This is a genomic window from Micromonospora sp. WMMD1128, assembly GCF_027497235.1.
GTDB lineage: Bacteria > Actinomycetota > Actinomycetes > Mycobacteriales > Micromonosporaceae > Micromonospora.
The window spans coordinates 830,025-852,880 of record NZ_CP114902.1 but is presented as its reverse complement, the minus strand read 5'-3'; the positions used below and the strand labels follow the sequence as shown (position 1 = coordinate 852,880).

The 22,856-nt window shown below is 71.3% G+C and carries 19 protein-coding genes and 1 tRNA gene; 10 read left to right on the top strand and 10 right to left on the bottom strand.

Annotation, left to right across the window (positions count from 1 at the left end; translation table 11 throughout):
* Nucleotides 1–2: 2 nt before the first annotated feature.
* From O7602_RS04175 to argS, 6 genes are all read right to left on the bottom strand, one after another.
* Nucleotides 3–824, bottom strand: coding sequence for a polysaccharide deacetylase family protein (locus O7602_RS04175; protein WP_281586906.1), 822 nt, complete (start codon nucleotides 822–824; stop codon nucleotides 3–5).
* A gap of 137 nt (nucleotides 825–961) precedes the next feature.
* Complete coding sequence (locus O7602_RS04170) at nucleotides 962–4,198, bottom strand: efflux RND transporter permease subunit (RefSeq protein WP_281586905.1); 3,237 nt, start codon at nucleotides 4,196–4,198, stop codon at nucleotides 962–964.
* Nucleotides 4,199–4,353: 155 nt separating this feature from the next.
* Entirely contained in the window at nucleotides 4,354–5,403 is a 1,050-nt protein-coding gene (gene thrC / locus O7602_RS04165; RefSeq protein ID WP_281586904.1) for a threonine synthase, read from the bottom strand.
* A gap of 113 nt (nucleotides 5,404–5,516) precedes the next feature.
* Complete coding sequence (locus O7602_RS04160; RefSeq protein WP_281586903.1) at nucleotides 5,517–6,821, bottom strand: homoserine dehydrogenase; 1,305 nt, start codon at nucleotides 6,819–6,821, stop codon at nucleotides 5,517–5,519.
* Nucleotides 6,818–8,218, bottom strand: a complete 1,401-nt coding sequence (gene lysA, locus O7602_RS04155) for a diaminopimelate decarboxylase (RefSeq protein WP_281586902.1) — start codon at nucleotides 8,216–8,218, stop codon at nucleotides 6,818–6,820. Before lysA ends, O7602_RS04160 begins: the two co-directional genes overlap by 4 nt.
* Before the next feature lie 6 nt (nucleotides 8,219–8,224).
* Nucleotides 8,225–9,892 carry an arginine--tRNA ligase gene (gene argS, locus O7602_RS04150; protein WP_281586901.1) on the bottom strand — a complete coding sequence of 556 codons (1,668 nt, stop codon included), beginning with the start codon at nucleotides 9,890–9,892 and terminating at the stop codon, nucleotides 8,225–8,227.
* 99 nt (nucleotides 9,893–9,991) lie between these two features.
* Between argS and O7602_RS04145 the strand changes: the two genes are divergently transcribed.
* From O7602_RS04145 to cyaB, 5 genes are all read left to right on the top strand, one after another.
* Complete coding sequence (locus tag O7602_RS04145) at nucleotides 9,992–10,828, top strand: DUF3105 domain-containing protein (RefSeq protein WP_281586900.1); 837 nt, start codon at nucleotides 9,992–9,994, stop codon at nucleotides 10,826–10,828.
* Nucleotides 10,829–10,838: 10 nt separating this feature from the next.
* Nucleotides 10,839–11,516: a DUF305 domain-containing protein gene (locus tag O7602_RS04140; RefSeq protein WP_281586899.1), complete on the top strand. Its 678-nt coding sequence runs from the start codon at nucleotides 10,839–10,841 to the stop codon at nucleotides 11,514–11,516.
* A gap of 121 nt (nucleotides 11,517–11,637) precedes the next feature.
* On the top strand, nucleotides 11,638–12,333 hold the full coding sequence (locus tag O7602_RS04135) for a winged helix-turn-helix domain-containing protein (protein ID WP_281586898.1): 696 nt from the start codon (nucleotides 11,638–11,640) through the stop codon (nucleotides 12,331–12,333).
* 67 nt (nucleotides 12,334–12,400) lie between these two features.
* Nucleotides 12,401–12,472 (top strand) — tRNA-Arg (locus tag O7602_RS04130).
* 239 nt (nucleotides 12,473–12,711) lie between these two features.
* Entirely contained in the window at nucleotides 12,712–13,269 is a 558-nt protein-coding gene (gene cyaB / locus O7602_RS04125) for a class IV adenylate cyclase (RefSeq protein ID WP_281586897.1), read from the top strand.
* Nucleotides 13,270–13,275: 6 nt separating this feature from the next.
* On the opposite strand, the gene dcd is transcribed toward cyaB, so the two are convergent.
* Nucleotides 13,276–14,310 (bottom strand): dCTP deaminase, encoded by a 1,035-nt coding sequence (gene dcd / locus O7602_RS04120; RefSeq protein WP_281586896.1) that lies wholly within the window; start codon nucleotides 14,308–14,310, stop codon nucleotides 13,276–13,278.
* A 710-nt stretch (nucleotides 14,311–15,020) separates the two neighbouring features.
* Nucleotides 15,021–15,980, bottom strand: a complete 960-nt coding sequence (ligD, locus tag O7602_RS04115; protein WP_281586895.1) for a non-homologous end-joining DNA ligase — start codon at nucleotides 15,978–15,980, stop codon at nucleotides 15,021–15,023.
* A gap of 118 nt (nucleotides 15,981–16,098) precedes the next feature.
* On the opposite strand from ligD, the gene O7602_RS04110 reads away from it, so the two are divergent.
* Entirely contained in the window at nucleotides 16,099–16,497 is a 399-nt protein-coding gene (locus tag O7602_RS04110; protein WP_281586894.1) for a helix-turn-helix domain-containing protein, read from the top strand.
* A 1-nt stretch (nucleotide 16,498) separates the two neighbouring features.
* On the opposite strand, the gene O7602_RS04105 is transcribed toward O7602_RS04110, so the two are convergent.
* A complete protein-coding gene (locus tag O7602_RS04105) occupies nucleotides 16,499–17,677 on the bottom strand; it encodes an NAD(P)/FAD-dependent oxidoreductase (RefSeq protein WP_281586893.1) in 1,179 nt (392 codons plus the stop codon).
* 57 nt (nucleotides 17,678–17,734) lie between these two features.
* On the opposite strand from O7602_RS04105, the gene O7602_RS04100 reads away from it, so the two are divergent.
* From O7602_RS04100 to O7602_RS04090, 3 genes are all read left to right on the top strand, one after another.
* Nucleotides 17,735–18,328 carry a PadR family transcriptional regulator gene (locus O7602_RS04100; protein ID WP_281586892.1) on the top strand — a complete coding sequence of 198 codons (594 nt, stop codon included), beginning with the start codon at nucleotides 17,735–17,737 and terminating at the stop codon, nucleotides 18,326–18,328.
* A gap of 91 nt (nucleotides 18,329–18,419) precedes the next feature.
* Entirely contained in the window at nucleotides 18,420–18,965 is a 546-nt protein-coding gene (locus O7602_RS04095) for a TetR/AcrR family transcriptional regulator (protein WP_281586891.1), read from the top strand.
* A gap of 36 nt (nucleotides 18,966–19,001) precedes the next feature.
* A complete protein-coding gene (locus O7602_RS04090) occupies nucleotides 19,002–21,185 on the top strand; it encodes an MMPL family transporter (RefSeq protein ID WP_281586890.1) in 2,184 nt (727 codons plus the stop codon).
* 60 nt (nucleotides 21,186–21,245) lie between these two features.
* Here the strand turns inward: O7602_RS04090 and O7602_RS04085 are convergent, their stop codons facing one another.
* Nucleotides 21,246–22,502, bottom strand: a complete 1,257-nt coding sequence (locus O7602_RS04085) for an erythromycin esterase family protein (protein WP_281586889.1) — start codon at nucleotides 22,500–22,502, stop codon at nucleotides 21,246–21,248.
* Between the two features lie 120 nt (nucleotides 22,503–22,622).
* On the opposite strand from O7602_RS04085, the gene O7602_RS04080 reads away from it, so the two are divergent.
* Nucleotides 22,623–22,817: a DUF2795 domain-containing protein gene (locus O7602_RS04080; RefSeq protein WP_281586888.1), complete on the top strand. Its 195-nt coding sequence runs from the start codon at nucleotides 22,623–22,625 to the stop codon at nucleotides 22,815–22,817.
* The last annotated feature ends 39 nt before the right edge of the window (nucleotides 22,818–22,856 follow it).

Here is a 22,856-nt window from a genome sequence, read left to right as displayed (position 1 = left end):
CCCTACCGGGCCGCCCCCGGGGCCGGTGCTCGGCGCAGCAGGTCGGAGACCGTGACGAAGGTGTAGCCCTGGGCGCGCAGCCCGGCGATCATGTCGGGCAGGCCGCGGAGCGCGACCAGCCGCCGCTCGTCGCCGACGTCGTGGCCGAGCAGGATGGTGCCGGGCCGGACGTCGCCGACGATCCGCCGGGCGTGTCCGGCCGGGTCGTGCGGGAACTCGCCCTCGACCATCTGCAGCGTCCAGAGCACCACCCGGTAGTCCAGTTGGGCCGCCGTGTACAGCACCGCCCCGCCCAGGTGCCCCCAGGGCGGGCGGAGCAGCCGGGGCGCCGCCCCGGTGGCCGCGGTGATCGCGTCGTGGCTGCGACTCAGGTCGTCGTGCACGGCGGCGGCGTCCATCCGGGCGAGGTCGTGGTGCGCCCAGCTGTGGTTGCCCACCTCGTGCCCGCCCATCCGGCCCCGCACCAGCGCGGCGTGCCGGCGGGCCCGCTCGCCGACCAGGAAGAAGGTGGCCGGCACCCGGTGCTCGGCCAAGGTGTCCAACACCATCGGCGTCCACTGTGGCCGGGGCCCGTCGTCGAACGTCAACGCCACCAGCGGCGTGCTGGTCCGGACGCCCCAGACCACCTGCACGCCGCCGGCACCGACGTTCTGGCGACGACTGCCGAGGGTGGCGCTGGCCGGGCCGCCGGCCAACGGGAGCCGACGGTCGGCCACCCAGGTGCTCTCCAGCGTGGCGGCCGAGCCCAGGGCGGCACCGCCGAGCAGCAGCGCGGACCGGCGCAGCAGCGTCCGCCGACCCCATCGGCCCGCGCCGTCCACCATCGCGCCCCCGCACCCCGAGTAGGCACCAGCTCACCGAGCGTACCGTCCGGGTGCGGCTCGGCGTGGCCCCGAGCGGGGGGAGGTTGTTAAGCGGGGGCCCCGCCTATACCGGAAGCGTTAAGCGGGGCCCCCTCCTTTCACTCGGTCGGGGGGAGGGGGGACCGGCGGCTCTTGGGGAGGCGGAGCACCTCGAACTGGTCCGTACCGTCGATCAACGCCCCGGACGGGCGGGCCGGCGGCGCGGCCGGGCCGTCTCCGCCACCGACGGTCACCGGTTCCGGCGCCGGGGCCTCGACCGGGGCCTCGGGCTCGGCCGGCTCGACCGGGGCCACGCCGCCGCGACGGCGGTCCCGCAGCGACCCCTTCGTGTGCTCCACCATCGTGTAGAGCGTCGGCACCAGCACCAGCGTCAACAGCGTCGAGCTGAGCAGGCCGCCGATCACCACGACGGCCAGCGGCTTGGAGATGAAGCCGCCCTCGCCGGTCAGCCCGAACGCCATCGGCAGCAGCGCGAACACGGTCGCCACCGCGGTCATCAGGATCGGCCGCAGCCGACGTCGACCGCCCTCGACCACGGCCTCGGTCACGCTCATGCCTCGCGCCCGGTACTGGTTGATCAGGTCGAGCAGCACGATCGCGTTCGTCACCACGATGCCGACGAGCATGAGCACACCGATCAGCGCCGGCACGCCCAGCGGCGTCCCGGTGGCCAGCAGCAGCGCGATCGCCCCGGTCGCCGCGAACGGCACCGAGATCAGCAGGATCAGCGCCTGCGTCAGGCTGCGGAACGTGGCCACCATGATCAGGAAGACGATCGCGATGGCGGCCAGCACGGCCAGGCCGAGGTCGGCGAACGCGTCCGCCTGGTCGGCGCTCACCCCACCGATCACGTACGTGGCGCCCGGCACGTCCAGCGCGTCCAGCTTCTTCTGCAACTCCTGCGTGGTGGCCCCGAGGTTCGAGCCGGTGGCCGTGCCGGTCACCGAGACGCTGCGCTCACCGTCGATCCGGGTCACCTGCTGCGGTCCGTCGACCTGGTTGACGTCCGCGATCGCGTCCAGCGGCACCGCGCCCACCCGCAGCGCCCGCAGCTCGTCCACGCTCACCGGCGGCCGGGCCCCGCTGCTCAACACCACGTTCTGCGCCGTGCCGTCGAGCGTCACCTGGCCGAGCGGCGCCCCCCGGTAGGTCTGCGCGACGAGCTGCCCCACGGCCGCCTCGGTCAGACCCGCGCGGGCCGCGGCCACCCGGTCCACCGTCACCTCGACCCGGGGCACCCGGGTGGCCAGGCCGGTGGTGACGTCCTCGACGCCGGCGGTGCCGGCCATCGCGGCCCGCACCTGCTCCGCCGCCCGGGCCAGCGTCTCCTGGTCGGCGGCCTGCACCACCACCTCGACCTGGTTGGCGGAGGCGTTCTGCCCGCCGCCGAAGGTCAGCTCGCCGACGTCCGGGCCGAGCCCGTCGAACTCCTTGCGCAGCACCTCACGCACGGCCGCGGCGTCGGTGTCGTCGGAGAGCGCCAGCGACCAGGACGCCTGGTCGCTGCCGCCGCCGGCGAACGGGTTGTCCCCACCACCGGCGCTGACCTGGTAGGTCTCCACCCCGGGCGTACGCCGCAGCACCTCCTCGACGCGGGCGGCGGCCCGGTCGGTGCCGGCGAGCCCGGTGCCGGCCGGCATCTCCTGCCGGATCGCGAGCGTGTCCTGGCCGGAGTCGTCCAGGAAGTTGGTCTCCAGCTTCTGGGCCAGGCCGAACGTGCCCAGCAGCACCAGCAGGCCGAGCGCCACGGTGGCCCACCGGCTTTTCCGGGAGCGGGTGGCGAAGCCGATCACCGGCAGGTACGCCCGCTGGAGCGGGCTGCGCAGCTCCTTCTCCTCGGCGGCCCGGTGGGCGGCCTCGTCGCCCGCGCCGCGACCCGGCCGCAGGAACCAGTAGGCGAGCACCGGGATCACCGTCAGCGACACCAGCAGCGAGGCGAGCAGGGCCACCGTCACGGTGATCGCGAACGGCGCGAAGAGCTGCCCGACGAACCCGCCCACCAGAGCGATCGGCGCGAACACGGCGACCGTGGTGAGCGTGGACGCGGTCACCGCACCGGCCACCTCACGGACTGCGGTGAGGATCGCCTCCCGTTTCGGCTCGCCGTACTCCAGGTGCCGCTTGATGTTCTCCAGCACCACGATGGAGTCGTCGACCACCCGGCCGACCGCGATGGTCAACGCGCCCAACGTGAGCAGGTTCAGCGAGTAGTCGCCGGCCCAGAGCACGATCAGCGCGACCAGCACCGACAGCGGGATCGAGACGGCGGTGACCACGGTGGACCGGATCGAGAGCAGGAAGACCAGGATCACCACCACGGCCATCAGCAGCCCGAGCAGGCCCTCGGTGGTGAGACTCTCGATGGACCGCTCGACGAACGGGGCCTGGTCGAAGACCACGGTCAGCTCCGCGCCGGAGGCGGCCTTCAGCTCGTCCAGGCGGTCGCGGATGTCGTGCGAGATGCCGACCGCGTTGCCGTCCGGGCTCGCGGTGACCGCGATACCGAGGCTCGGCTTGCCGTTGGTGCGGGTGAACGACGTCGCCGGGGCGAGCTGCTGCTCCACCCGGGCCACGTCGCCGAGGCGTACCGGGGTCGCCGGCGCGGTGGTGAGCACGATGCCGCGCAGGTCGTCCAGGGTGCGGATCGGCGTGCCGACCTGCACCGGCAGCGAGCGGTCGCCGTCGGCGAGCGCGCCGGCCGGCACCGCCACCCCGTTGGTCTTCAACGCCGCCGCGATCGCGGTCGGCGCCACCTGGGCGGCGGCCAGCTTCGCCGGGTCAGGCGTGACCGTGACCACCTGGTCCCGGGTGCCGGTGACGTCCACCGAGCGGACCCCGTCCAACCCCTCCAGCTCCGGTACGACGGTGGCGCGCAGCTTCTCCGCCAGCGCCCGCTCGTCGCCGTCGCCGGTCGCGGCGACCACCACGGCGGGCAGGTCGTCCGTGCTGCCGGCGATCACCTGCGGGTCGACGCCCTCCGGGAGCTGGGCCCGGTTGAGCGCGGTCTCCATCTTGTTGACCACGTCGCCCAGGTCGGTGCCGAACTCGTACTGCACCTGGACGGTGGCCGCGCCCTCACGGGAGGTGGACGTCACCTTCTCCAGCCCCGGAATGCCCTGGAGGCTGTTCTCGATCGGCTCGGCGACCTGGGACTCGACGATCTCCGGCGCCGCACCCGGGTACGGCGCCACGATGAACGCGGCGGGGAACTCAAGCGACGGCAGCAGCTGCTGTTTCAGCGACGGCACGGCGAACGCCCCGAACGCCGCGGTCACCAACGCGATCAGGGCGATCAGGCCCCGGTTGGCAAGACTGAATCTGGCGAGCAGCGACATGGGAGTTACTCAACTCCTGAGGAGGGGTCCAACGGGTGTGCTCAGAGTCTGCCGCACGCGATCGCGCTCCCGGCACGCACCCCGGCACGCCGGGCGCCGCTCCCGCTTTCGCGCCGCGTGACCGTTCCACGCCCGGGCACGACGGCCCGGTGGCCTCAGGCCAGGTCGAGCGAACGGGCGGCGGCGAGGGCGTCGTTGGCGATGGTCAGCGGCGCCGGAGCCGTCGAGATGGCCCACTCCGGGTCCTTCAGGCCGTGCCCGGTGACCGTGCACACCACCCGGGAGCCGGCCGGCACCCGGCCGTCGGCGGCCTGCTGGAGCAGGCCGGCCACGCTTGCCGCGCTGCCCAGCTCGACGAAGACCCCCACCTCGCGAGCCAGCAGCCGGTAGGCGGCGAGGATCTCCCGGTCGGTGACCGCCGAGATCAGCCCGTCCGAGGCGTCCCGCGCGTCGAGAGCCTTGGTCCAGCTCGCCGGGTTGCCGATCCGGATGGCGGTGGCGATGGTCGACGGCTCGGGCACCATCTGACCGGTGACGATCGGAGCCGCGCCGGCCGCTTGGAAGCCGTACATCCGGGGGGTCTTCGTGGCGTTGCCGTCGCGCAGGTCCTCCGAGTAGCCCATCCAGTACGCGGAGATGTTGCCGGCGTTGCCGACCGGCAGGCAGTGGATGTCGGGCGCGTCGCCGAGCGCCTCGACGATCTCGAAGGCGGCCGTCTTCTGCCCGTGCAGCCGGTAGATGTTCACGGAGTTGACGAGCGCGACCGGGTAGTCCTGGGCGAGCTTGCCGGCCATCGCCAGGCAGTCGTCGAAGTTGCCCTGCACCTGGAGCAGCTTCGCGCCGTGCACGAGCGCCTGGGCCAGCTTGCCCAACGCGATCTTGCCCTGCGGCACCAGCACCGCGCAGGTGATCCCGGCGCGGGCGGCGTACGCGGCGGCCGAGGCGCTGGTGTTGCCGGTGGAGGCACAGATGATCGCCTTGTCGCCGCCCTCGACGGCCTTGGAGACGGCGACGGTCATGCCGCGGTCCTTGAACGAGCCGGTCGGGTTCGCCCCCTCGACCTTGAGCCACACGTCCGCGCCGACCCGGGCGGAGAGCACCGGCGCCGGCAGCAGCGGCGTGTTCCCCTCGTGCAGGGTGACGACGGGAGTGGCGTCGGTGACCGGCAGCCGGTCCCGGTACGCCTCGATCAGCCCTCGCCACATGTCGCGCTCCTCGCCTCCGTCGCCCCGGTCGCGGGGTCTGCCAACAGCGTGGACCAGCCTTCCCGACCGGCCACCGGTACACCCTGCCCTAACCATCAGGCGGGACGCCGTGGTTACGCGCCGCCCTCGACCCGCAGCACGCTCGTGACCGAGCGGACGGTGTCCAGCCCGCGCAGCTCCCGCACGGTGGCGGCGAGCGCGGCGTCCGGCGCGACGTGGGTGACGATGACCAGCTCGGCGTCGCCGCCGGCCGGGCCCTGCCGCACGGTGGCGATGGAGACCTCGTGCCGGGCGAACACCCCCGCCACCGCCGCCAGCACGCCCGGCCGGTCGGCCACGTCGAGGCTGATGTGATAGCGGGTGAGCGCCTCCCCCATCGGCCGCACCGACAGGTCGGCGTACGCCGACTCGCTTGCCTGGCGCACCCCGGCGAGGCGGTTGCGGGCGACCGCCACCACGTCACCGAGGACCGCGCTGGCGGTGGGCGCGCCGCCCGCCCCCCGGCCGTAGAACATGAGCTGCCCGGCGGCGTCGGCCTCGACGAAGACCGCGTTGAACGCGTCGCCCACCCGGGCCAGCGGATGGGTGAGCGGGATCATCGCGGGGTGCACCCGCACGTTCACGGTCTCCCGGCCGGCCGCGTCGCCGCCCCGGGCGGCGATGCACAGCAGCTTGATCGTGCAACCCATCGCCTTGGCGCTCGCGACGTCCGCCGCGGTCACCTCGGTGATGCCCTCGCGGTGCACGTCGGCGGCGGTGACCCGGGTGTGGAACGCCAACGAGGCGAGGATGGCGGCCTTCGCGGCGGCGTCGAAGCCCTCCACGTCGGCCGTCGGGTCGGCTTCCGCGTACCCCAGCTCGGTGGCCTCCTCGAGCGCCTCGGCGAAGCCGGCGCCGGTGGCGTCCATGGCGGAGAGGATGAAGTTGGTGGTGCCGTTCACGATGCCGGTGACCCGGGTGATCCGGTCGCCGTGCAGCGACTCGCGCAGCGGGCGCAGCAGCGGGATGGCCCCGGCGACGCTCGCCTCGTAGTAGAGGTCGGCGCCGCCCTCGGCGGCGGCGTCGTGCAACGTGGCGCCGTCCTCGGCGAGCAGCGCCTTGTTGGCGGTGACCACGCTCTTGCCCGCGCGCAGCGCCTCGACCAGCCAGCCGCGGGCCGGCTCGATGCCGCCGACCACCTCCACCACCACGTCCACGTCGTCCCGCTTGATCAGCCCCAGCGGGTCGGTGGTGAACAGGCTCTCCTCGACCGGCAGGTCGCCGCGGTCCCGGCCGAGCCGGCGTACGGCGATGCCGGCGATCTCCAGCGGGGCGCCGATCCGGGCGGCGAGGTCGGCCGACTGCTCGTGCAGCAGGCGAACCACGTCGCTGCCGACCGTGCCGCAGCCGAGAAGTGCCAGGCGAACAGGTGAGGTCATTCGACATCCAATGCGAGCAGGTCGTCTTCCGTCTCCCGGCGAACGATCACCCGGGCTTGTCCGTCCCGGACGGCGATGACCGGGGGACGCGGCACATGGTTGTAGTTGCTGGCCATGCTCCGGCAGTAGGCCCCGGTGCCGGGCACCGCGACAAGATCTCCGGGCTGCACGTCGGCGGGCAGGAATTCATCCTTCACCACGATGTCCCCGGACTCACAATGCTTTCCCACCACCCGGGCGAGCATGGGCGCCGCGTCCGACGCGCGGTTGGCCACCGTCGCCGAGTAGGAGGCATCGTAGAGCGCGGTGCGGATGTTGTCGCTCATCCCGCCGTCGACGCTGACGTAGGCGCGACCGCCGGCCGCTTCGCCGAGCGCCACGCACTTGACGGTCCCGACCTCGTAGAGCGTGAACACGGCCGGGCCGACGACGGCCCGCCCCGGCTCGACCGAGAGGTGCGGCACGGCCAGGTTCTCCGCCGCGCACTCCCCGTCGACGATCTTGCGGAGCCGCTTGGCCAGGTCGTGCGGCGAGGCCGGGTCGTCCTGCGTGGTGTACGCGATGCCGAAGCCGCCGCCCAGGTCCAGCTCGGGCAGCTCCACGCCGCGGGCGTCGCGGATCTGCGCCTGGAGGGCGAGCACCCGGCGGGCGGAGACCTCGAAGCCGCTGGCGTCGAAGATCTGCGAGCCGATGTGCGAGTGCAGCCCGCGCAGCTCCAGCACGTCCTCGTCGAGGATCCGGAAGGCCGCCGCCGCGGCGTCGCCACCGGCAAGCGAGAAGCCGAACTTCTGGTCCTCGTGCGCGGTGGCGATGAACTCGTGGGTGTGCGCCTCCACGCCGACGGTGACCCGCAGCAGCACCCGGGGGCGCACGCCGCGCTCCCGGGCCAGCGCGGTCAGCCGGTCGATCTCGGTGGACGAGTCGACGATGATCCGCCCGACCTCGGCGTCCACCGCCCGCGTCAGCTCCGCCACCGACTTGTTGTTGCCGTGGAAGCCGATCCGCGCCGGATCCATCCCGGCGGAGAGCGCGGTGGCCAGCTCACCACCGGTGCAGACGTCCAGGAACATGCCCTCCTCGGCGATCATCCGCACCACGGCGCGGCAGAGGAACGCCTTGCCGGCGTAGTAGACGTCCGCGTCCGGGAAGGCGGCCCGGAACTCCCGGCAGCGTTCGCGCAGGTCGTCCTCGTCCAGCACGTACGCCGCGGTGCCGAACTCGGCGGCCAGGTCGCGGACGTCCAGGCCGGCGACGGTGAGCGCGCCGGCCGGGCCGCGCGCCACGTGGCGCGGCCAGAGCGCCGGCACCAGGGCGTTGACGTCGGCCGGGGTACGCAGCCAGCCCGGCCCTCGGTTGCCGATGTCCCCGTGCAGGGCACCGGCCTCGTGCGCGCGCATCGGTCGTCACATCCTCTCGGGCGCGGAGACGCCGAGCAGGTGCAGGCCGTTGGCGATGACCACCCGGGTGGCGTCGTTGAGCCAGAGCCGGGCCCGGTGGGTGTCGGTGATCTCCTCGTCGCCCTGCGGGGCGATCCGACAGTTGTCGTAGAACCGGTGGTAGGACTGCGCGACGCTCTCCTCCAGATAGCGGGCGACCCGGTGCGGCTCGCGCAGCTCGGCGGCGGTGGCCACCACGGCGGGGAACTCGGCGAGCGCCTTGAGCAGCTCGTTCTCCTTGTCGTGACCGAGCAGCTCGGGGCGGAACGCGGCGGCGTCGCCCCGGCTCAGGCCGATCTCGGCGGCGTTGCGGGCCGCCCCGGCCGTTCGGGCGGCCACATATTGCACGTAGTAGACCGGGTTGTCGTTCTTGGCCCGCGTCCACAGCTCCACGTCGATGTCGATCGGCGAGTCGGCCGAGTAGCGGGCCAGCGCGTAGCGCGAGGCGTCCACGCCGATGGCGTCGACCAGGTCCTCGAGCGTGACCACGGTGCCGGCCCGCTTGCTCATCCGCACCGGGGCGCCGTCGCGGACCAGGTTGACCAGCTGGCCGATGAGGATCTCCAGGGTGCGCTCCGGGTCGTCGCCGAAGCACGCGGCCATCGCCCGCATCCGGCCGAGGTAGCCGTGGTGGTCGGCGCCCAGCATGATCACGACCCGGTCGAAGCCGCGTTCCCGCTTGTCCAGGTAGTAGGCGCAGTCGGCGGCGAAGTAGGTCCACTCGCCGTTGGACTTGCGCAGCACCCGGTCCTTGTCGTCGCCGAAGTCGGTGGTGCGCAGCCAGGTCGCGCCCTCGGACTCGAAGACGTGCCCCTGCTCGCGCAGCCGGGTCAGCGCCGCCTCCAGCTCGCCCCGGTCGTGCAGGTCCTTCTCGTTGAAGTAGGTGTCGAACTCGACGCCGAAGTCGCGCAGCGATGACTTGATCTCGGCGAACATGAGCTGGACGCCCTCGACCCGGAACACCTCCTGGGCGGCGGCGTCCGGCAGCTCCCGCACCTCCGGCCGGCGCGTGACGACCTCGGTGGCGATCTCCGCGAGGTAGGCCCCGCCGTAGCCGTCCTCCGGGGCGGGCTCGCCCTTGGCGGCGGCCAGCAGCGACCGGGCGAACCGGTCGATCTGGGAGCCGGCGTCGTTGAAGTAGTATTCCGTGCCCACGTCGGCCCCGGTGGCACGGAGCAGGCGGCTGAGCGCGTCGCCGACGGCGGCCCAGCGAACGCCGCCGATGTGCACCGGACCGGTCGGGTTCGCCGAGACGAACTCCAGGTTGATCCGCTGCCCGGCCAGGGTGTCGCTGCGCCCGTACGCCGGACCGGACTCGACGATGACCTTGGCGAGCTGGCCGGCGGCGGCCGGGTCGAGCCGGATGTTCAGGAAACCCGGGCCGGCGATCTCCACCGACTTGACCCCCGGCGCCCGGCCGAGCTGCTCGGCCAGCGCGGCGGCCAGCTCCCGCGGAGGCACCCCGACCTTCTTGCTGAGCTGGAGCGCCAGCGTGGAGGCGTAGTCACCGTGATCGGGGTTGCGGGGTCGCTCGACGGTGGTCTGCGCGGGCAGCGCGGCGCGGTCCAGACCCCGTTCGTCGAAGACGGCGTGGGCTGCGGCGAGGACGACCTCGGCGAGTTCTGCGGGAGTCACTGAACCATGTTATCGGGGGTAGACTCGGGCACCGCGGCGGCGACCCAGCATGTGAACCGGCACCCCCGCTCCCCTGACCGACCGACCTGACGAGGCACGATGAGCATCAGCACCCCGGGCGGCCCGGAACGCCGTCCCACCGTGGTCAGCACCGGCAAGAAGCCGGCCGCCGGCCGACCCGCGGCCGGCGACAAGCCCGCCGCCAAGGCCGGCGCGGGCAAGGCCGGGGGCGGCAAGGGCACGCCACGGCAGGGCACCGGGGGCAAGGGCCGCAAGCCGGTGACCCCGGTGAAGGTGAGCCAGGGTCGCTCGTGGGGCCCGATCGCGCTCTTCGTCGCGGTCGGTGTGCTCGCCGTCGGCATCATCGGCATCGGCGCGTGGGCGGTCTACCAGGGCGCCCAGCCCTGGGAGAAGCGGGCCGACGCGATCGACGGCGTGGTCGACTTCCGCAAGACGGACAAGGACCTGCTCAAGGGCGGCAACCACCAGCCGGGCACGCTGAAGTACGAGCAGTCCCCGCCGGTCGGCGGCCCGCACAACCAGGCCTGGCAGAACTGCATGGGCGACGTCTACGACGCCCCGATCGCCAACGAGCACGCGGTGCACAGCCTGGAGCACGGCACCGTCTGGATCACCTACCGCCCCGACCTGCCCGCCGACCAGGTGACGAAGCTCAAGAGCAAGGTGCAGGGCCAGGAGAAGCTGATGCTCAGCCCGTACGAGGGGCTGGACAAGCCGATCTCGCTCCAGGCGTGGGGCTTCCAGCTCAAGGTCGACGACGCCGACGACGGCCGGATCGACGACTTCATCAAGACGCTGCGGGTGAACGCCTCGATCGAGGGCCCGAACGCGCTCTGCGACCAGGGCGTCACCGCCACCGGGACCACCCCTCGGGACAACCTCCAGCCGAACATGCCCGAGCAGCCGACCCAGTGAGGACGCCACGATGACCGCTCCGGTGACGACCGACAGCGAGTTCGACGAGGTCCCGGCCACCGACGACGAGGGTGGCCGGGCGCCGGCCCGCCGCTACGGCCTGCTGGTCGTGGCCGCCGCCGTCGTGGTCGGGCTCCTCCTCGGGTACGCCGGTGGCCTGCTCACCCCGGCGCTCACCCGCCCGGGCGACAACTCGGCCGAGGCCGGTTTCGCCCGGGACATGACCACCCACCACAACCAGGCCGTGGCCATGGGGCTGCTGGCGTTCGGCCAGGGCCAGGACGCGGAGGTACGTCAGGTCGGCGTCGACATCGCCACCGGGCAGCAGGGCGAGATCGGCACCATGCAGACCTGGCTGCGTTCCTGGAACCTGGACCCGACCGGCGGGCAGCCGCCGATGGCGTGGATGCCGGGCGGCGCCGAGCTGGTGAAGGACGGCCTGATGCCCGGCATGGCCACGCCGGAGGAGATGGCGAAGCTCAAGGCGGCGAGCGGTCGCGAGTTCGACGTGATGTTCCTGAACATGATGATCCGCCACCACATCGGCGGCGTCCACATGATCGACGGCATCCTCGACGAGGGGCACGACGACGACGTGCGGGCGGTCGCCCAGGTCATGAAGAACACCCAGCAGAACGACCTGGCCAACCTCAACGCGGCGCTGAAGCGCCTGGGCGGCACGCCCTGACGCCCCACTTGTCCGTTTAGACCGATTAAGGCGTTTCAGGGTTAACGACCCATTGCCCGGCTTCGGGAGTTTTCTCCATACATATCGTGACCGGTTACGGTTCGGGCTCGTTGCGCAGGACGTGGGGGTTGCACTCAGAGACGCAGGGCGGTCGGTGACCAGCTGGTGCCGACGCCACACCATCGGCGGTGACGGAGCGGTGGCAGCCGTCCGTCGCGGACTGCGGCAGGGCGAGCCGGGAACGCTCAGTCGCGAACAGGAACTCGAACTCATCGACGTGCTGCGGGGCGTCCACCCCGACGAGTTCGGCCTCGACGAGGAGCTGTGGACGCGGCAGAGCCTGAGCACGCTCATCGAACGCCGCTTCGGGCTGGCCATGGACGCCGGCGCCGTCGGGGCGTACCTGCGGGCCTGGGGGCTCGGGCCGCGCGAGCCGCGCGAGCGGGCCTGCGGGCTCTGCGTCGGCGCGGTCGAGCGGTGGGTGCGCACCGAATACCCGACGATCACGCGGGCGGCCCAGGAGCACGCCGCGGAGGTCTACTGGATCGGCCGGGTCCGGCTGCGCGGCACCATGCCGACCGCCGAGGTGGTCTCGGCGGTCTCGTCCCGGGGGCGGGTGCGGTTCATGGTCACCACGCCCTCGGTGGACCCGCCGCTGCCCCGGGACTTCGTCCTGCGGCTCAGCGGCGCCGAGGAACGCACCGTGCACCTGATCGTGGACGGCTCCTGGCCGCGCAACGAGTGGCCCCGGCGGCTGCCCCGGCGCATCGCGCTGCACCCGCTGCCGAGCTGCGGTCGCACGCTCGCCGCCGCCTGACCCGCCGCACGGGCGATACCGATTCGGTGATCCGGGAACGGGTTTGCTACGCTTCCCGGGTCGCTGAGCCCCCGTAGCTCAGGGGATAGAGCACCGCCCTCCGGAGGCGGGGGCGCAGGTTCGAATCCTGCCGGGGGCACAAGCTGAAGTTGTCGTAGCGACTGTTCGGGCCTCGCCGAAACCGGCGAGGCCCGTTTCGCTTGTCTGCCCTGCGAGCAGACGGCTCCCCCACCGACCGATCCTGGTGGCCGCCGGTCAGGCGGCCGGCTGCACGGGAGACCACACCCGCCGCAACGCCTGCGACCCCAGCGACTTATAGCGATATAGACTGAAGGAGAATAGCGACGACGTTCCAACTTCGCTGACATGGGAGCGCGTATGAAGTACATCGAGATCGAGCAAAAGTTTGTACTCCACGACGCCGACGCTCTCCGTGCGAAGCTGAGGGAAATCGACGCCCGCCCCACTTCTCCTCGCGTCCAAAGGGACACCTATCTCAGGCCCCCCTACCAAACCATGGAACAGGTCGATCAACTCGACCACTGGCTCCGCGTCCGCCAGGAGGACGATGGCTCGTCGTCCATAAACTTCAAACGCAAGCTGGACCTCGGGCCGACCAGCGCCACCAATTATCACGAATACGAGTCGCGCGTGACCGACGCGGAGGCAGTCTTACACATACTCGACGAGTTGGATTTCGTCAGAATTGTTGAAGTACGAAAAACCCGCGAGGAGTGGGATGTATCCAGTCAGATAGTCGCAGCAATCGACACGATCGATGGAATTGGCTCGTTCGTGGAGTTTGAATTCGTCGGAGACGCGGACTCTCCCCAAGAGGCCCTGAATCAACTCACGCAATTCGTCGGAGAGCTAAAGATCAAACTCGGCGATCAGATCAATGTCGGTTACGCCCAGTTGAAGCTTCGTCAGAGCTAGCGCACTTCATTCGCTGATTGGCGTCTGACCAGTGGCCACAGGCGCAGGACGCCCGATCTGATCCAATTCTTTGGAGCCGAGATAGTTCGATGACGGCCTCATGGCTGCGATCCAGGCACCGACCGCCGACACGCCGGTTGCCAACCACAACAGGTAGTGCAGGAGTCGGAATGGCTGCACGAACGCGACAGAGATCGTGGCCCCCAACAGAACGACAAAAGCACCGACAGGGAGGCGACGCGCCAACTCATCAAGCTTGCGCTTTCGATCTTCACTCAGTGCGAAGTTGTCGAGAATCTGATCGGCACTGTCCATCTCAGGAGTGCGCGATCGCGCGACAAAGCCTTCGAGCCTGCGAAGTACGTCATAATCCGGCAAGCCGATCCGGGCGACTATCTCCTCCTGCACGGTGGTCGCCACATCGCGAATCTTCATCTTTTCGAGCACGCTGCGGAGGAGATGGTCCCTCCACCAGTAGGAGGGCCCGCCGTCGTCGTCGTTATACTTGCTGCTCAACGACATGTCTCCGTACAGGCGGCTCGGGACCTCGGACAGCGCGACCAGAACGAGCTGACAGACCGGCAACTCAGGGAACAACTTGATAGGCACCTTACCGAGGTTGACCAACTGCATAGACATTCGACCCCGATAGCCGGGATTTATGAAATCTGCAGCGCAATGAATCTGGAGACCCAGGCGCGCATAGCTCGATCTTCCCTCGATCTTGCCTGCACAGTTCGGCGGAATCGAGAACTGCTCAAGCGTGTGTGACAGCAGCATCGCCCCTGGCACAAGGAGGATCGATTCGCCCGACCTGAGGTTCCGCTCTTTCCAGCGACGACGCGGAGCGACTTCGAGAAGCTTGCTACGCCGGAGGTCGATCGACAGTCCACGGCGCGGAGACCAAAACCTCCATCCAAGTCGGAGGTCGATGGAGCAAGGCTGGATCTGGGTTTCTGGGTCGAATTCCGCAAATTCGCCGGGGACCGTGATCTGCATCCGCGTCAACTGACTACGAATCGCCTTATCTGCAAGATACATCGTTGCCCAACTCGGCGGGTTCCTTGCGCCCAGGGCTGGCCCCGCAATCCGACCAGGCATGAATATCCGACATGGCAAACGTTCTACTCACCCCACGCTCAACGTCTTCGGCGTCGAGCAACCATTGCTCATCAGGATGATATTCAGTCCTGCCAAACCATATTTTTCCTGGCCGGATCGTACGAATGCCCCGCTCTCCGCGATAATTCGTGTAGTCAATTGCCACGAGGTCACTCTTGGACATCCACTTCTCACCAACTTTCGTTTTCCAGATCCACAGAACAGCTGAGATGTCTTCAAACGTGCCGCATGCCTGTCAAACGAAGGGCCTCACCAAGGCCCGCCGACTGTAGCAGAGGCGCGGAAGCCAAAGAAGGAACTGACTGAGCAGCGCGTCACGACGATCAACGGCAGTTCAAGTAGCCGACCATTGAAAATGCGACCACTCGAAAGATCGCGAGCTTCACCGACCCGACTATGCTTGTCGTTGATCCGACTCGAAACGGCCACCACGGTTGAATATGATCACAATGAAATGATCATGAGGGTCAGCCACCATTACGCCTGCCGATGTGTGGTGCCCGCGCCGCGAACGTGGCGACGGTGCTGATCTTCCCGGTCGACGGCGTGGTGCTTGCCGCATGTGCCGGCACCGGCCCATGACTGTGGCAGCTACTGTCGCGCCCGTACGTCGGCACAGGAGCGCCAGGTCAACCGGCCTCGCGGCGGGCCTTCGCGCGACGCTTGCCCTCGTGCATGGCCTGGACCCGGGCCACCGGAATGGTCCGCCCCTCGTCCACCAGCTCCGCCGGCAGCGCCTGCGGCGCGGGCAACGCCTCCGCCCACGGATCCCGGTCCCCGAGCAGCGCGGGCACCGTCCGCACGGTGAAGTCGGCAGGCGTCGCCGACTCCAGGTCGTCCCAGCCGATCGGATACGACACCGGCGTGCCCGGGCGGATCCGGGGGCTGTACGCGGCCACCACCGTCGCCCCGTACGCCCGGGTGGAGTCGACGAAGACCCGACCCCCGCGGTCGGCCACGACGAACGCGGTGGTGGCACGCGCCGGGTCGAGCCGTTCGGCGTGGACGGCGAGCGCCCGGGTCGCGGCGGCGGCCTCCTCGGCCGTGGTCGTCGGTGCCACCGGCACGATCACGTGCAGGCCCTTCGCCCCGCTGGTCTTGACCGCGCCGGCCAGCCCGGCGTCGGTGAGCGTCTGCCGCACCAGCAGCGCCACCCGCACCACCGCGCCGAAGTCGGCGCCCTCCGGCGGATCCAGGTCGAGCACCAGGTGGGTGGGGTGCTCGGCCTGCCCGGTTCGGGCCAGCGTCGGGTGATATTCCACCGCCCGCTGGTTGGCGAACCAGAGCAGCGTGCGCCGGTCGTCGCAGAGGCCGTACGAGATGCGCCGGTGCGACGCCTCGGCCCAGACCTCGGTGCGGCGCACCCAGTCCGGCGTGTACTTCGGCAGGTTCTTCTGCATGAACGGCTCCTGGCCGGGCCGGACCCGCAGCACCGACAGCGGCCGGTCGCGCAGCTCCGGCAGGATCCGCCCGTGCACCGCGTCGAGATAGTCGACCAGGTCGCGTTTGGTCGCGCCGGCGGCGTCGAACAGCGGCTGGTCCAGGTTGGTCAGCGACACCCCGTCGCGGGTCTCGTCAGCGGCGCCCATCCGCCCACCTTCCCGGGCCGCGCCCGCCCCGGCAACCCCGACACGGCGGCGGCCCGCCGCGCCTCGTGGCGCATGATGGTTCCCGAGACCACCGTCGGGGTCGAGCGGAGGGGGTGCGGTGACGTCCGAGGACGACCGGTGCGCGTCCGACTCGGCGGACCAGGCCCGGGCCTGCACGGTGCGGGAGGCGCTGGACCGGGTCGGCGGCAAGTGGAGCATCGGCATCCTGATCGCCGCCTCGACCGGCCCGGTCCGCTTCACCGAGTTGGAGCGGCGGGTGGCGGGCATCAGCCGGCGGATGCTCACGCTGACCCTGCGCAACCTGGAGCGCGACGGCCTGCTCGTCCGACACGTGCACGCCACCGTTCCGCCGAGGGTGGAGTACACCGCGACCCCGATGGCCCGGGAGCTGTACGAGTCGCTGGTCGCCCTCACCCACTGGGCGGAGCGGCACCGGGCGGCGATCGGCGCGGCCCGGGCGGCGTACGACCGGGAGCACGGCACGCCGGCGGGCTGACTCAGACCTGGACCCGCTCCGCCCAGTCGATGTGGTGGTCGAAGAGCCAGGACTGCGCGGCGCCGTCGTCGCGCGCCATCAGGCGGGCGACCAGCGGCATGCCCAGATCCCGGGCCAACCGCCCGACCGGGCCGGCCACCTTGACGGTGCTGGTCCGCCGTCCCTGCGCGACGACCCGCTCCACCCGGGCACGGCGCAGGCGCTCGTACGCCGCGAACGCCGCCGGCACGTCCGGCACGTCGCGCAGGCAACGGGCGAGTTGGACGGCGTCCTCGAAGGCCATCGCCGCGCCCTGGCCGGACGAGGGGGCGGCGGTGTGCGCGGCGTCCCCGAGGACGATCATGCGGGCCCGGTGCCAGACCGGCACCGACGGCAGGTCGTACGTGGGCCAGCCGTACTCGATCCGGGTGGTGTGGTCCAGGATCGCGCTCGCCGGGCTCGGGTCGCCGTCGAGCAGCGCGCGCAGCCGGGCGCGGGCCTCGTCCGGGCCGATCGCGGCGAGCTGCTCCCGGCTGAGTTCGAGCGGCTGCGGCGGGTTGGCGAACCACCAGACCTCGTCCCGGCCCACCACGATCCAGCAGAAGAAGCAGCGCCGGCCGAACATCATCTGCATGGTGCCGCGTTCGTCGGGCAGGCGCAGCCCACGGGCGAACCCGCCGGCGTTGAGCAGCGGCACGTAGCGCGGCGCGGGCGCGGCCGGGTCGATGAGCGTGCGCACCCGGGAGCGCAGCCCGTCGGCGCCGACCAGCAGGTCGCCGGGGACGCTGCGACCGTCGGCGAACCGGGCGGTCACCCCGTTCTCGTGGGCCTCGGCGTCGACCAGCCGGGCGCCGTGTACGAACTCGACACCGCGGCGCAGCGCCTCGTCGCGCAGCGCCCGGTAGAGGTCGGAGCGGCCGACGGTGCGGGCGCCCGGGGCGGGGAACTCGGCCAGCCGGCGGCCCCGGTGGTTCCGCATGACCATTCGGGACGTCGGGTGCCCGAGCCCGGCCACCAGGCCGTCCAGCCCGATGGCGCGCAGCGCGTCCAGCCCGTTGACCGAGAGCGTGAGGAACGCGCCCACCCCGACGGCGTCCTGCTCGTACGCCTCGTGGACGGCCGCGTCGACGCCGGCGCGGATCAGGGCCATGGCGGCGACCGGACCGGCCAGGCCCGCGCCGATGACGACAGCTTTAGTCATGTGATGACTATACATAGAATGACTATGCGAGGAAAAGGGGTCGCCTAGGGTGGGCACATGACGGCTCGTCGCTCGCCGCTGGCGATGATGGTGCTGGCCCTCCTGGTCGAGGCGCCGATGCACGCGTACCGGATGCAGCAGCTCATCCGGGAGCGGGGAAAGCACGACGTGGTCAACGTCGCGCAGCGAAACAGCATCTACCAGGCCATCGAGCGGCTGCGCCGCGAGGAGCTGATCCGCGTCGCGGAGACCATCCGAGCGGAGGGACGGCCGGAGCGCACGGTGTACGCCCTCACCCCGGCCGGCCGGCGCACCCTCGACGGATGGCTCGCCGACGCACTCGCCACCCCCGCCCGGGAGTTCCCGGAATTCCCCGCCGCCCTGTCGTTCCTGCCGATCCTGCCGCCGGAGGAGGCCGCCCGGCGGCTCGATGAGCGGGCGGACACGATCGAGGCGCGACTGCGCGAGCGCGAGGCGGCGTTGAGCACGATCGACCTGCCCCGCCTCTTCCTGGTCGAGGACGAGTACCAGGCGGCCCTGCTGCGTACCGAACTGGAGTGGGTCCGCGGCCTGGTGGCTGACCTGCGCTCCGGCGCGCTCACGTGGTCGGACGAGTGGCTCGCCGGGTGGACCAGCGCGACAATGAGCTGACCTGCACAAACACCTCGATGTGGCGAAGCCCACGCAATCCTTCTGACCGATCGGTCAGGTGCTGACCGATCGGTCAGGCATGCTTGGGGGCATGGCACGCGCCACCCCGGCCACCCACGACGAGCTGCTCAGCGCGGCGGCCCGTCGGTTCGCCGTCACCGGATACAAGGGCACCTCACTCCAGGACATCGCCCGCGAGGTGGGCTGTTCCAAGGCCACCGTGCTCTACCACTTCGCCAGCAAGGACGCCCTGCTCTGCGAACTGATGGCCCCGGCCATCGCGGTGCTGGAGGAGCTCGACGCCCGGCTCGCCGACCTCACCGGCGCCGAGGCCCAACGGGCCGCCGCCGAAGGTTTCGTCGACCTGGCGGTCCGGTTCCGCCGGGAGATCGCGCTGCTCCGGGGCGAGTTCCCGGACCTGCTCCAACAGCCGGCGTTCGCGCACATCCAACAGATCTCCGAACGGCTGGTCGCCGCCTTCGCCGGCTTCTCCGACCGGCCGGCGGCCCGCGTCGCCGCGCTCGTCGTGCTCGCCGGCATCGCCGAGACCTGCGGCGAGTTCCTGGACATCAGCGACGAGGAGCTGCGACCCGCGCTGCTCGCCGTCGCACGCCGCGCGCTCGAACCCACCACCTGATCCCACTGTCGCAATCCCGAGGACGAAGGAAGGTCCATGGCGACCCTGCTGTACCGGCTCGGCCGGGCATCCCTGCGCCGACGGCGACTCGTCGCCGTCGTCTGGCTCGTCGTACTCGTCGGTCTCGGCCTGGCCGCGGCCACCCTGCGAGGCCCGACGGCGAGCAACTTCACCATGCCGGGCACCGAGTCGCAGCAGGCGATCGACCTGCTCGCCGACCGGTTCCCGGCGGCCAGCGGCGCCACCGGCACCATCGCCGTGAAGGCCCCGCAGGACGGCGCCCTCACCACGCCGGCCGGCCAGGCGGTGGTCAAGCAGGTGACCCAGGAGGCGGCCACGCTGCCCGGCGTGGTCGGCGCGGTCGACCCGTACCAGGCGCAGGCGATCACGCCGGACGGCCGGTACGCGCTGATCCAGGTGCAGTTCGCCGGCCGGGCGGACGACGTCACGACCGAGCAGCGCGACGCGTACGAGAAGGTCGGTCAGCAGGCCGCGGCGCAGGGCTGGCAGATCGCGCCCGGCGGTGAGGTCCTCAACGGCGAGCCGGAGGTCGGCTCGACCGAGGCGCTCGGTGTGCTGGTCGCGGCGATCGTCCTGGTCATCACGTTCGGCTCGCTGGTGGCGGCCGGCATGACCATGCTGAACGCGCTGATCGGCGTCGGCGTCGGCATGGCCGGCCTGTTCGCGCTCAGTGGCGCGGTCGAGCTGACCAGCACCGCCCCGATCCTGGCGCTGATGCTCGGCCTCGCCGTCGGCATCGACTACTCCCTGTTCATCACCTCCCGGCACCGACAGAACCTGCTCGACGGGCTCTCCCCCGAGGAGGCGGTCGGCCGGGCCGTCGGCACCGCCGGCTCCGCCGTGGTCTTCGCCGGCGCCACCGTGGTCGTGGCGCTCGCCGGCCTGGCCGTGGTCGGCATCCCGTTCCTCACCGTGATGGGCCTGGCCGCCGCCGGCACCGTCACCGTGGCCGTGCTGGTGGCGATCACGCTGGCCCCGGCGCTGCTCGGCTTCGCCGGCCGGAAGGTGCTGCCGCGCAAGCTGCGCAACCGCGAAGCGGTCGAGAATCCGGCCGTCGGCTCGGAGGACCGCTCCGGCTTCGGGTTCCGCTGGGCGCGCCTGGTGACCCGCTTCCGCATCCCGGTCATCCTGGTCGGTCTGCTCGGCCTCGGGCTGCTCGCCATCCCGTCCCAGGACATGCGCCTGGCGCTGCCGGACGCCTCCTCCGCCGCCGAGGGCAGCCCGGCCCGGGTCAGCAACGACCTGATCCAGGAAGGCTTCGGTCCCGGCTTCACCGGCCGGCTCGCGGTCGTGGTCACCGCCGACTCGCCGCAGGCCACCCAGGCCGCCGTGCCGCAGGTCGTCGCGCTGATCCAGAAGACCGACGGGGTGTTGGCGGTCGCCCCGCCGCAGCTTGACCCGTCCGGCCGGACCGCCCTGCTCGGGGTCATCCCGAAGACCGGGCCGACCGACGAGAAGACCGAGGAGCTGGTGCACGACATCCGCCGGCAGGTCGGCGACGTCCAGAACGCCGAGGTGATGCTCACCGGCGTCACCGCGATCGGCATCGACGTGTCGGAGAAGCTCTCCGACGCCCTGCCGGTCTATCTGCTGCTCGTGGTGGGCCTGTCCGTGCTGCTGCTGATGCTGGTGTTCCGGTCGATCCTGGTGCCGGTCAAGGCGGCCCTCGGCTTCCTGCTCACCGTCGCGGCCACGTTCGGCATCACGGTGGCGGTGTTCCAGCAGGGGCACCTGGCCGGGCTGCTCGGCGTGGACACGCCGGCCCCGCTCGTCAGCTTCCTGCCGATCCTGCTCATCGGTATCCTGTTCGGCCTGGCCATGGACTACGAGGTCTTCCTGGTCTCCCGCATGCGGGAGGACTTCGTGCACGGCGAGACCGCCCGTGACGCCACCATCAGCGGCATGGGACACGGTGCCCGGGTGGTCACCGCCGCGGCGCTCATCATGATCTCGGTGTTCGGCGGCTTCGTCTTCCTGGAGGACCCGATCATCAAGTCGATGGGCTTCGCGCTCGCGATCGGCGTCGCCATCGACGCCTTCGTGGTCCGGATGACGATCGTCCCGGCGGTGATGTCGCTGCTGAACAACGCCGCATGGTGGCTGCCCCGCTGGCTGAACCGGGCGCTGCCCAACGTGGACGTCGAGGGCGAGGGCCTCCGCGCCCACCTCGCCGAACGCGAGCCCGCCCCGGTGAAGTGAAAGGAGGGGCCCCCGCTTAACGCCTTTTGTATAGGCGGGGGCCCCGCTTAACACCCGCGCTCACACCCCGGCCGGGTACGTCTCCATCTCACCGGGAGTCACCAACGCCGGCAACGGGTGCAGCGCGGTCGTCTCGTCGCACCAGACGAACGCGTCGTACCGCTCCCCCAGCCGCGTCGGCACGTAGTTGCCCCAGGACTCGAAGCTCGGGTCGTACACCACGCCGATGGCCCGGTGGTCCGCCTCGCCGGTCACCCACTCCGGCTCGTCCGGGCCGCCGAAGACCAGCACCGCCCGGTCCGGCATCAGCTCGTGCAGCCGGCGCTCGACCGACCCCTCGCGCGCCGGCGGCACCACCATCGTCTCGGCCGGCGAGCCCCAGCGCGGGGCGGCGACCACGGTGCCCCGGTAACTGCCGAAGCCGATCAACGCCACCGCGTCGCGGCCGTGCCGCTCCCGGCCCAACTGGCCGATGTTGACCATGCCGTCCGCCGCCATCTCGGTGGCCCGCGCGTCCCCGACGTGCGTGTTGTGCGCCCACACGACGCCCCGCGCGCCCGGCCCGTAGCGGTCCAGCAACCGGTCCAGCGTGTCGGCCATGTGGATGTCGCGGACGTTCCACGACTCCGGGCCACCGCCGACCATGGCCCGGTAGTAACGCTCCGCGCCGGCCACCACCTCCGCGTTCTGCCAGGCCGAGAAACGGTCCGGGCCGTCCGCGGCGGCCTGTTCCCGGGTACGCGCCAACAGCCGCACCACCTCCTCCTCGCACCGGGCGGAGACGAACCGGCTGGCCATGCCGTACTCCTCGACCTGCTTGCCGTACGGCTCGAAGCAGCGGTACGCCTCCTGGGCCGCCTCCAGCGACGCCGGGTCCTCCTCGCCCAGGTAGTCGAAGATGGCCTGCATCGACTCCCAGAGGGAATAGACGTCGAGGCCGTGGAAGCCGGCGCGTTCGCCCTCGGGGCGTTCCAGGTTCCAGGCCCGCAGCCAGCGGCAGAAGCGGGCCACCTCGGCGTTCGCCCACATCCAGGTGGGCCACCGTTCGAAGCGTTCCAGCGCGACGAGCGGATCGGCCAGGCCGCCGGGTGCGCCCACCACCGATCGGTGCACCCGGTCGCAGTCCGGCCAGTCCCCCTCCACCGCGACGAAGTCGAAACCCTGTTCGGCGATGAGTCGCCGGGTCAACTGCTCCCGCAGCCGGTAGTAGTCGTAGCTGCCGTGCGTCGCCTCGCCGATCATCACGATGCGGGCGTTCCGGACGCGCTCCAGCAGCGGGTCGAAGTCGCTCGGCGCGCCGAGCCGCTGAACCAGCATGTGCGCGGCTACCCGGGTGCCGCCCGGGCAAACCGTCGCGCGGCCGGACCAGGCAACCGGACCAGGCTGCCGGACCAGGCAACCGGGCATGCCGGCCGGGCATACGGGTAACCGGCCGGTATGACCGTCACCGGCGCGCAGTTGCAGGAGTTCCTGGCCGGGCTCGACTATCCGGTCTCGCGGGAGGATCTGGTCCGTTGGGGGCAGGAGAACGGCGCCAGCACCGAGGCGCTCCAGACGCTCCGCACGTTGCCGGCCGAGGAGTTCGACACCCCGGCCGAACTCGGCGAGGCCCTGCTGATCCTGAACAGCTAGCGCAGCCCCGCTCGATGCCACGTGTTAAGCGGGGCCCCC

Coding starts and splice junctions, on each gene's coding strand:
- O7602_RS04145 (WP_281586900.1), top strand. CDS start 9,992: ATGAGCATCAGCACCCCGGGCGGCCCGGAACGCCGTCCCACCGTGGTC.
- O7602_RS04140 (WP_281586899.1), top strand. CDS start 10,839: ATGACCGCTCCGGTGACGACCGACAGCGAGTTCGACGAGGTCCCGGCC.
- O7602_RS04170 (WP_281586905.1), bottom strand. CDS start 4,198: ATGTCGCTGCTCGCCAGATTCAGTCTTGCCAACCGGGGCCTGATCGCC.
- dcd (WP_281586896.1), bottom strand. CDS start 14,310: ATGTATCTTGCAGATAAGGCGATTCGTAGTCAGTTGACGCGGATGCAG.
- ligD (WP_281586895.1), bottom strand. CDS start 15,980: ATGGGCGCCGCTGACGAGACCCGCGACGGGGTGTCGCTGACCAACCTG.
- O7602_RS04090 (WP_281586890.1), top strand. CDS start 19,002: ATGGCGACCCTGCTGTACCGGCTCGGCCGGGCATCCCTGCGCCGACGG.
- thrC (WP_281586904.1), bottom strand. CDS start 5,403: ATGTGGCGAGGGCTGATCGAGGCGTACCGGGACCGGCTGCCGGTCACC.
- O7602_RS04175 (WP_281586906.1), bottom strand. CDS start 824: ATGGTGGACGGCGCGGGCCGATGGGGTCGGCGGACGCTGCTGCGCCGG.
- lysA (WP_281586902.1), bottom strand. CDS start 8,218: ATGCGCGCGCACGAGGCCGGTGCCCTGCACGGGGACATCGGCAACCGA.
- O7602_RS04100 (WP_281586892.1), top strand. CDS start 17,735: ATGACGGCTCGTCGCTCGCCGCTGGCGATGATGGTGCTGGCCCTCCTG.
- O7602_RS04160 (WP_281586903.1), bottom strand. CDS start 6,821: ATGACCTCACCTGTTCGCCTGGCACTTCTCGGCTGCGGCACGGTCGGC.
- O7602_RS04105 (WP_281586893.1), bottom strand. CDS start 17,677: ATGACTAAAGCTGTCGTCATCGGCGCGGGCCTGGCCGGTCCGGTCGCC.
- O7602_RS04095 (WP_281586891.1), top strand. CDS start 18,420: ATGGCACGCGCCACCCCGGCCACCCACGACGAGCTGCTCAGCGCGGCG.
- O7602_RS04080 (WP_281586888.1), top strand. CDS start 22,623: ATGACCGTCACCGGCGCGCAGTTGCAGGAGTTCCTGGCCGGGCTCGAC.
- cyaB (WP_281586897.1), top strand. CDS start 12,712: ATGAAGTACATCGAGATCGAGCAAAAGTTTGTACTCCACGACGCCGAC.
- O7602_RS04085 (WP_281586889.1), bottom strand. CDS start 22,502: ATGCTGGTTCAGCGGCTCGGCGCGCCGAGCGACTTCGACCCGCTGCTG.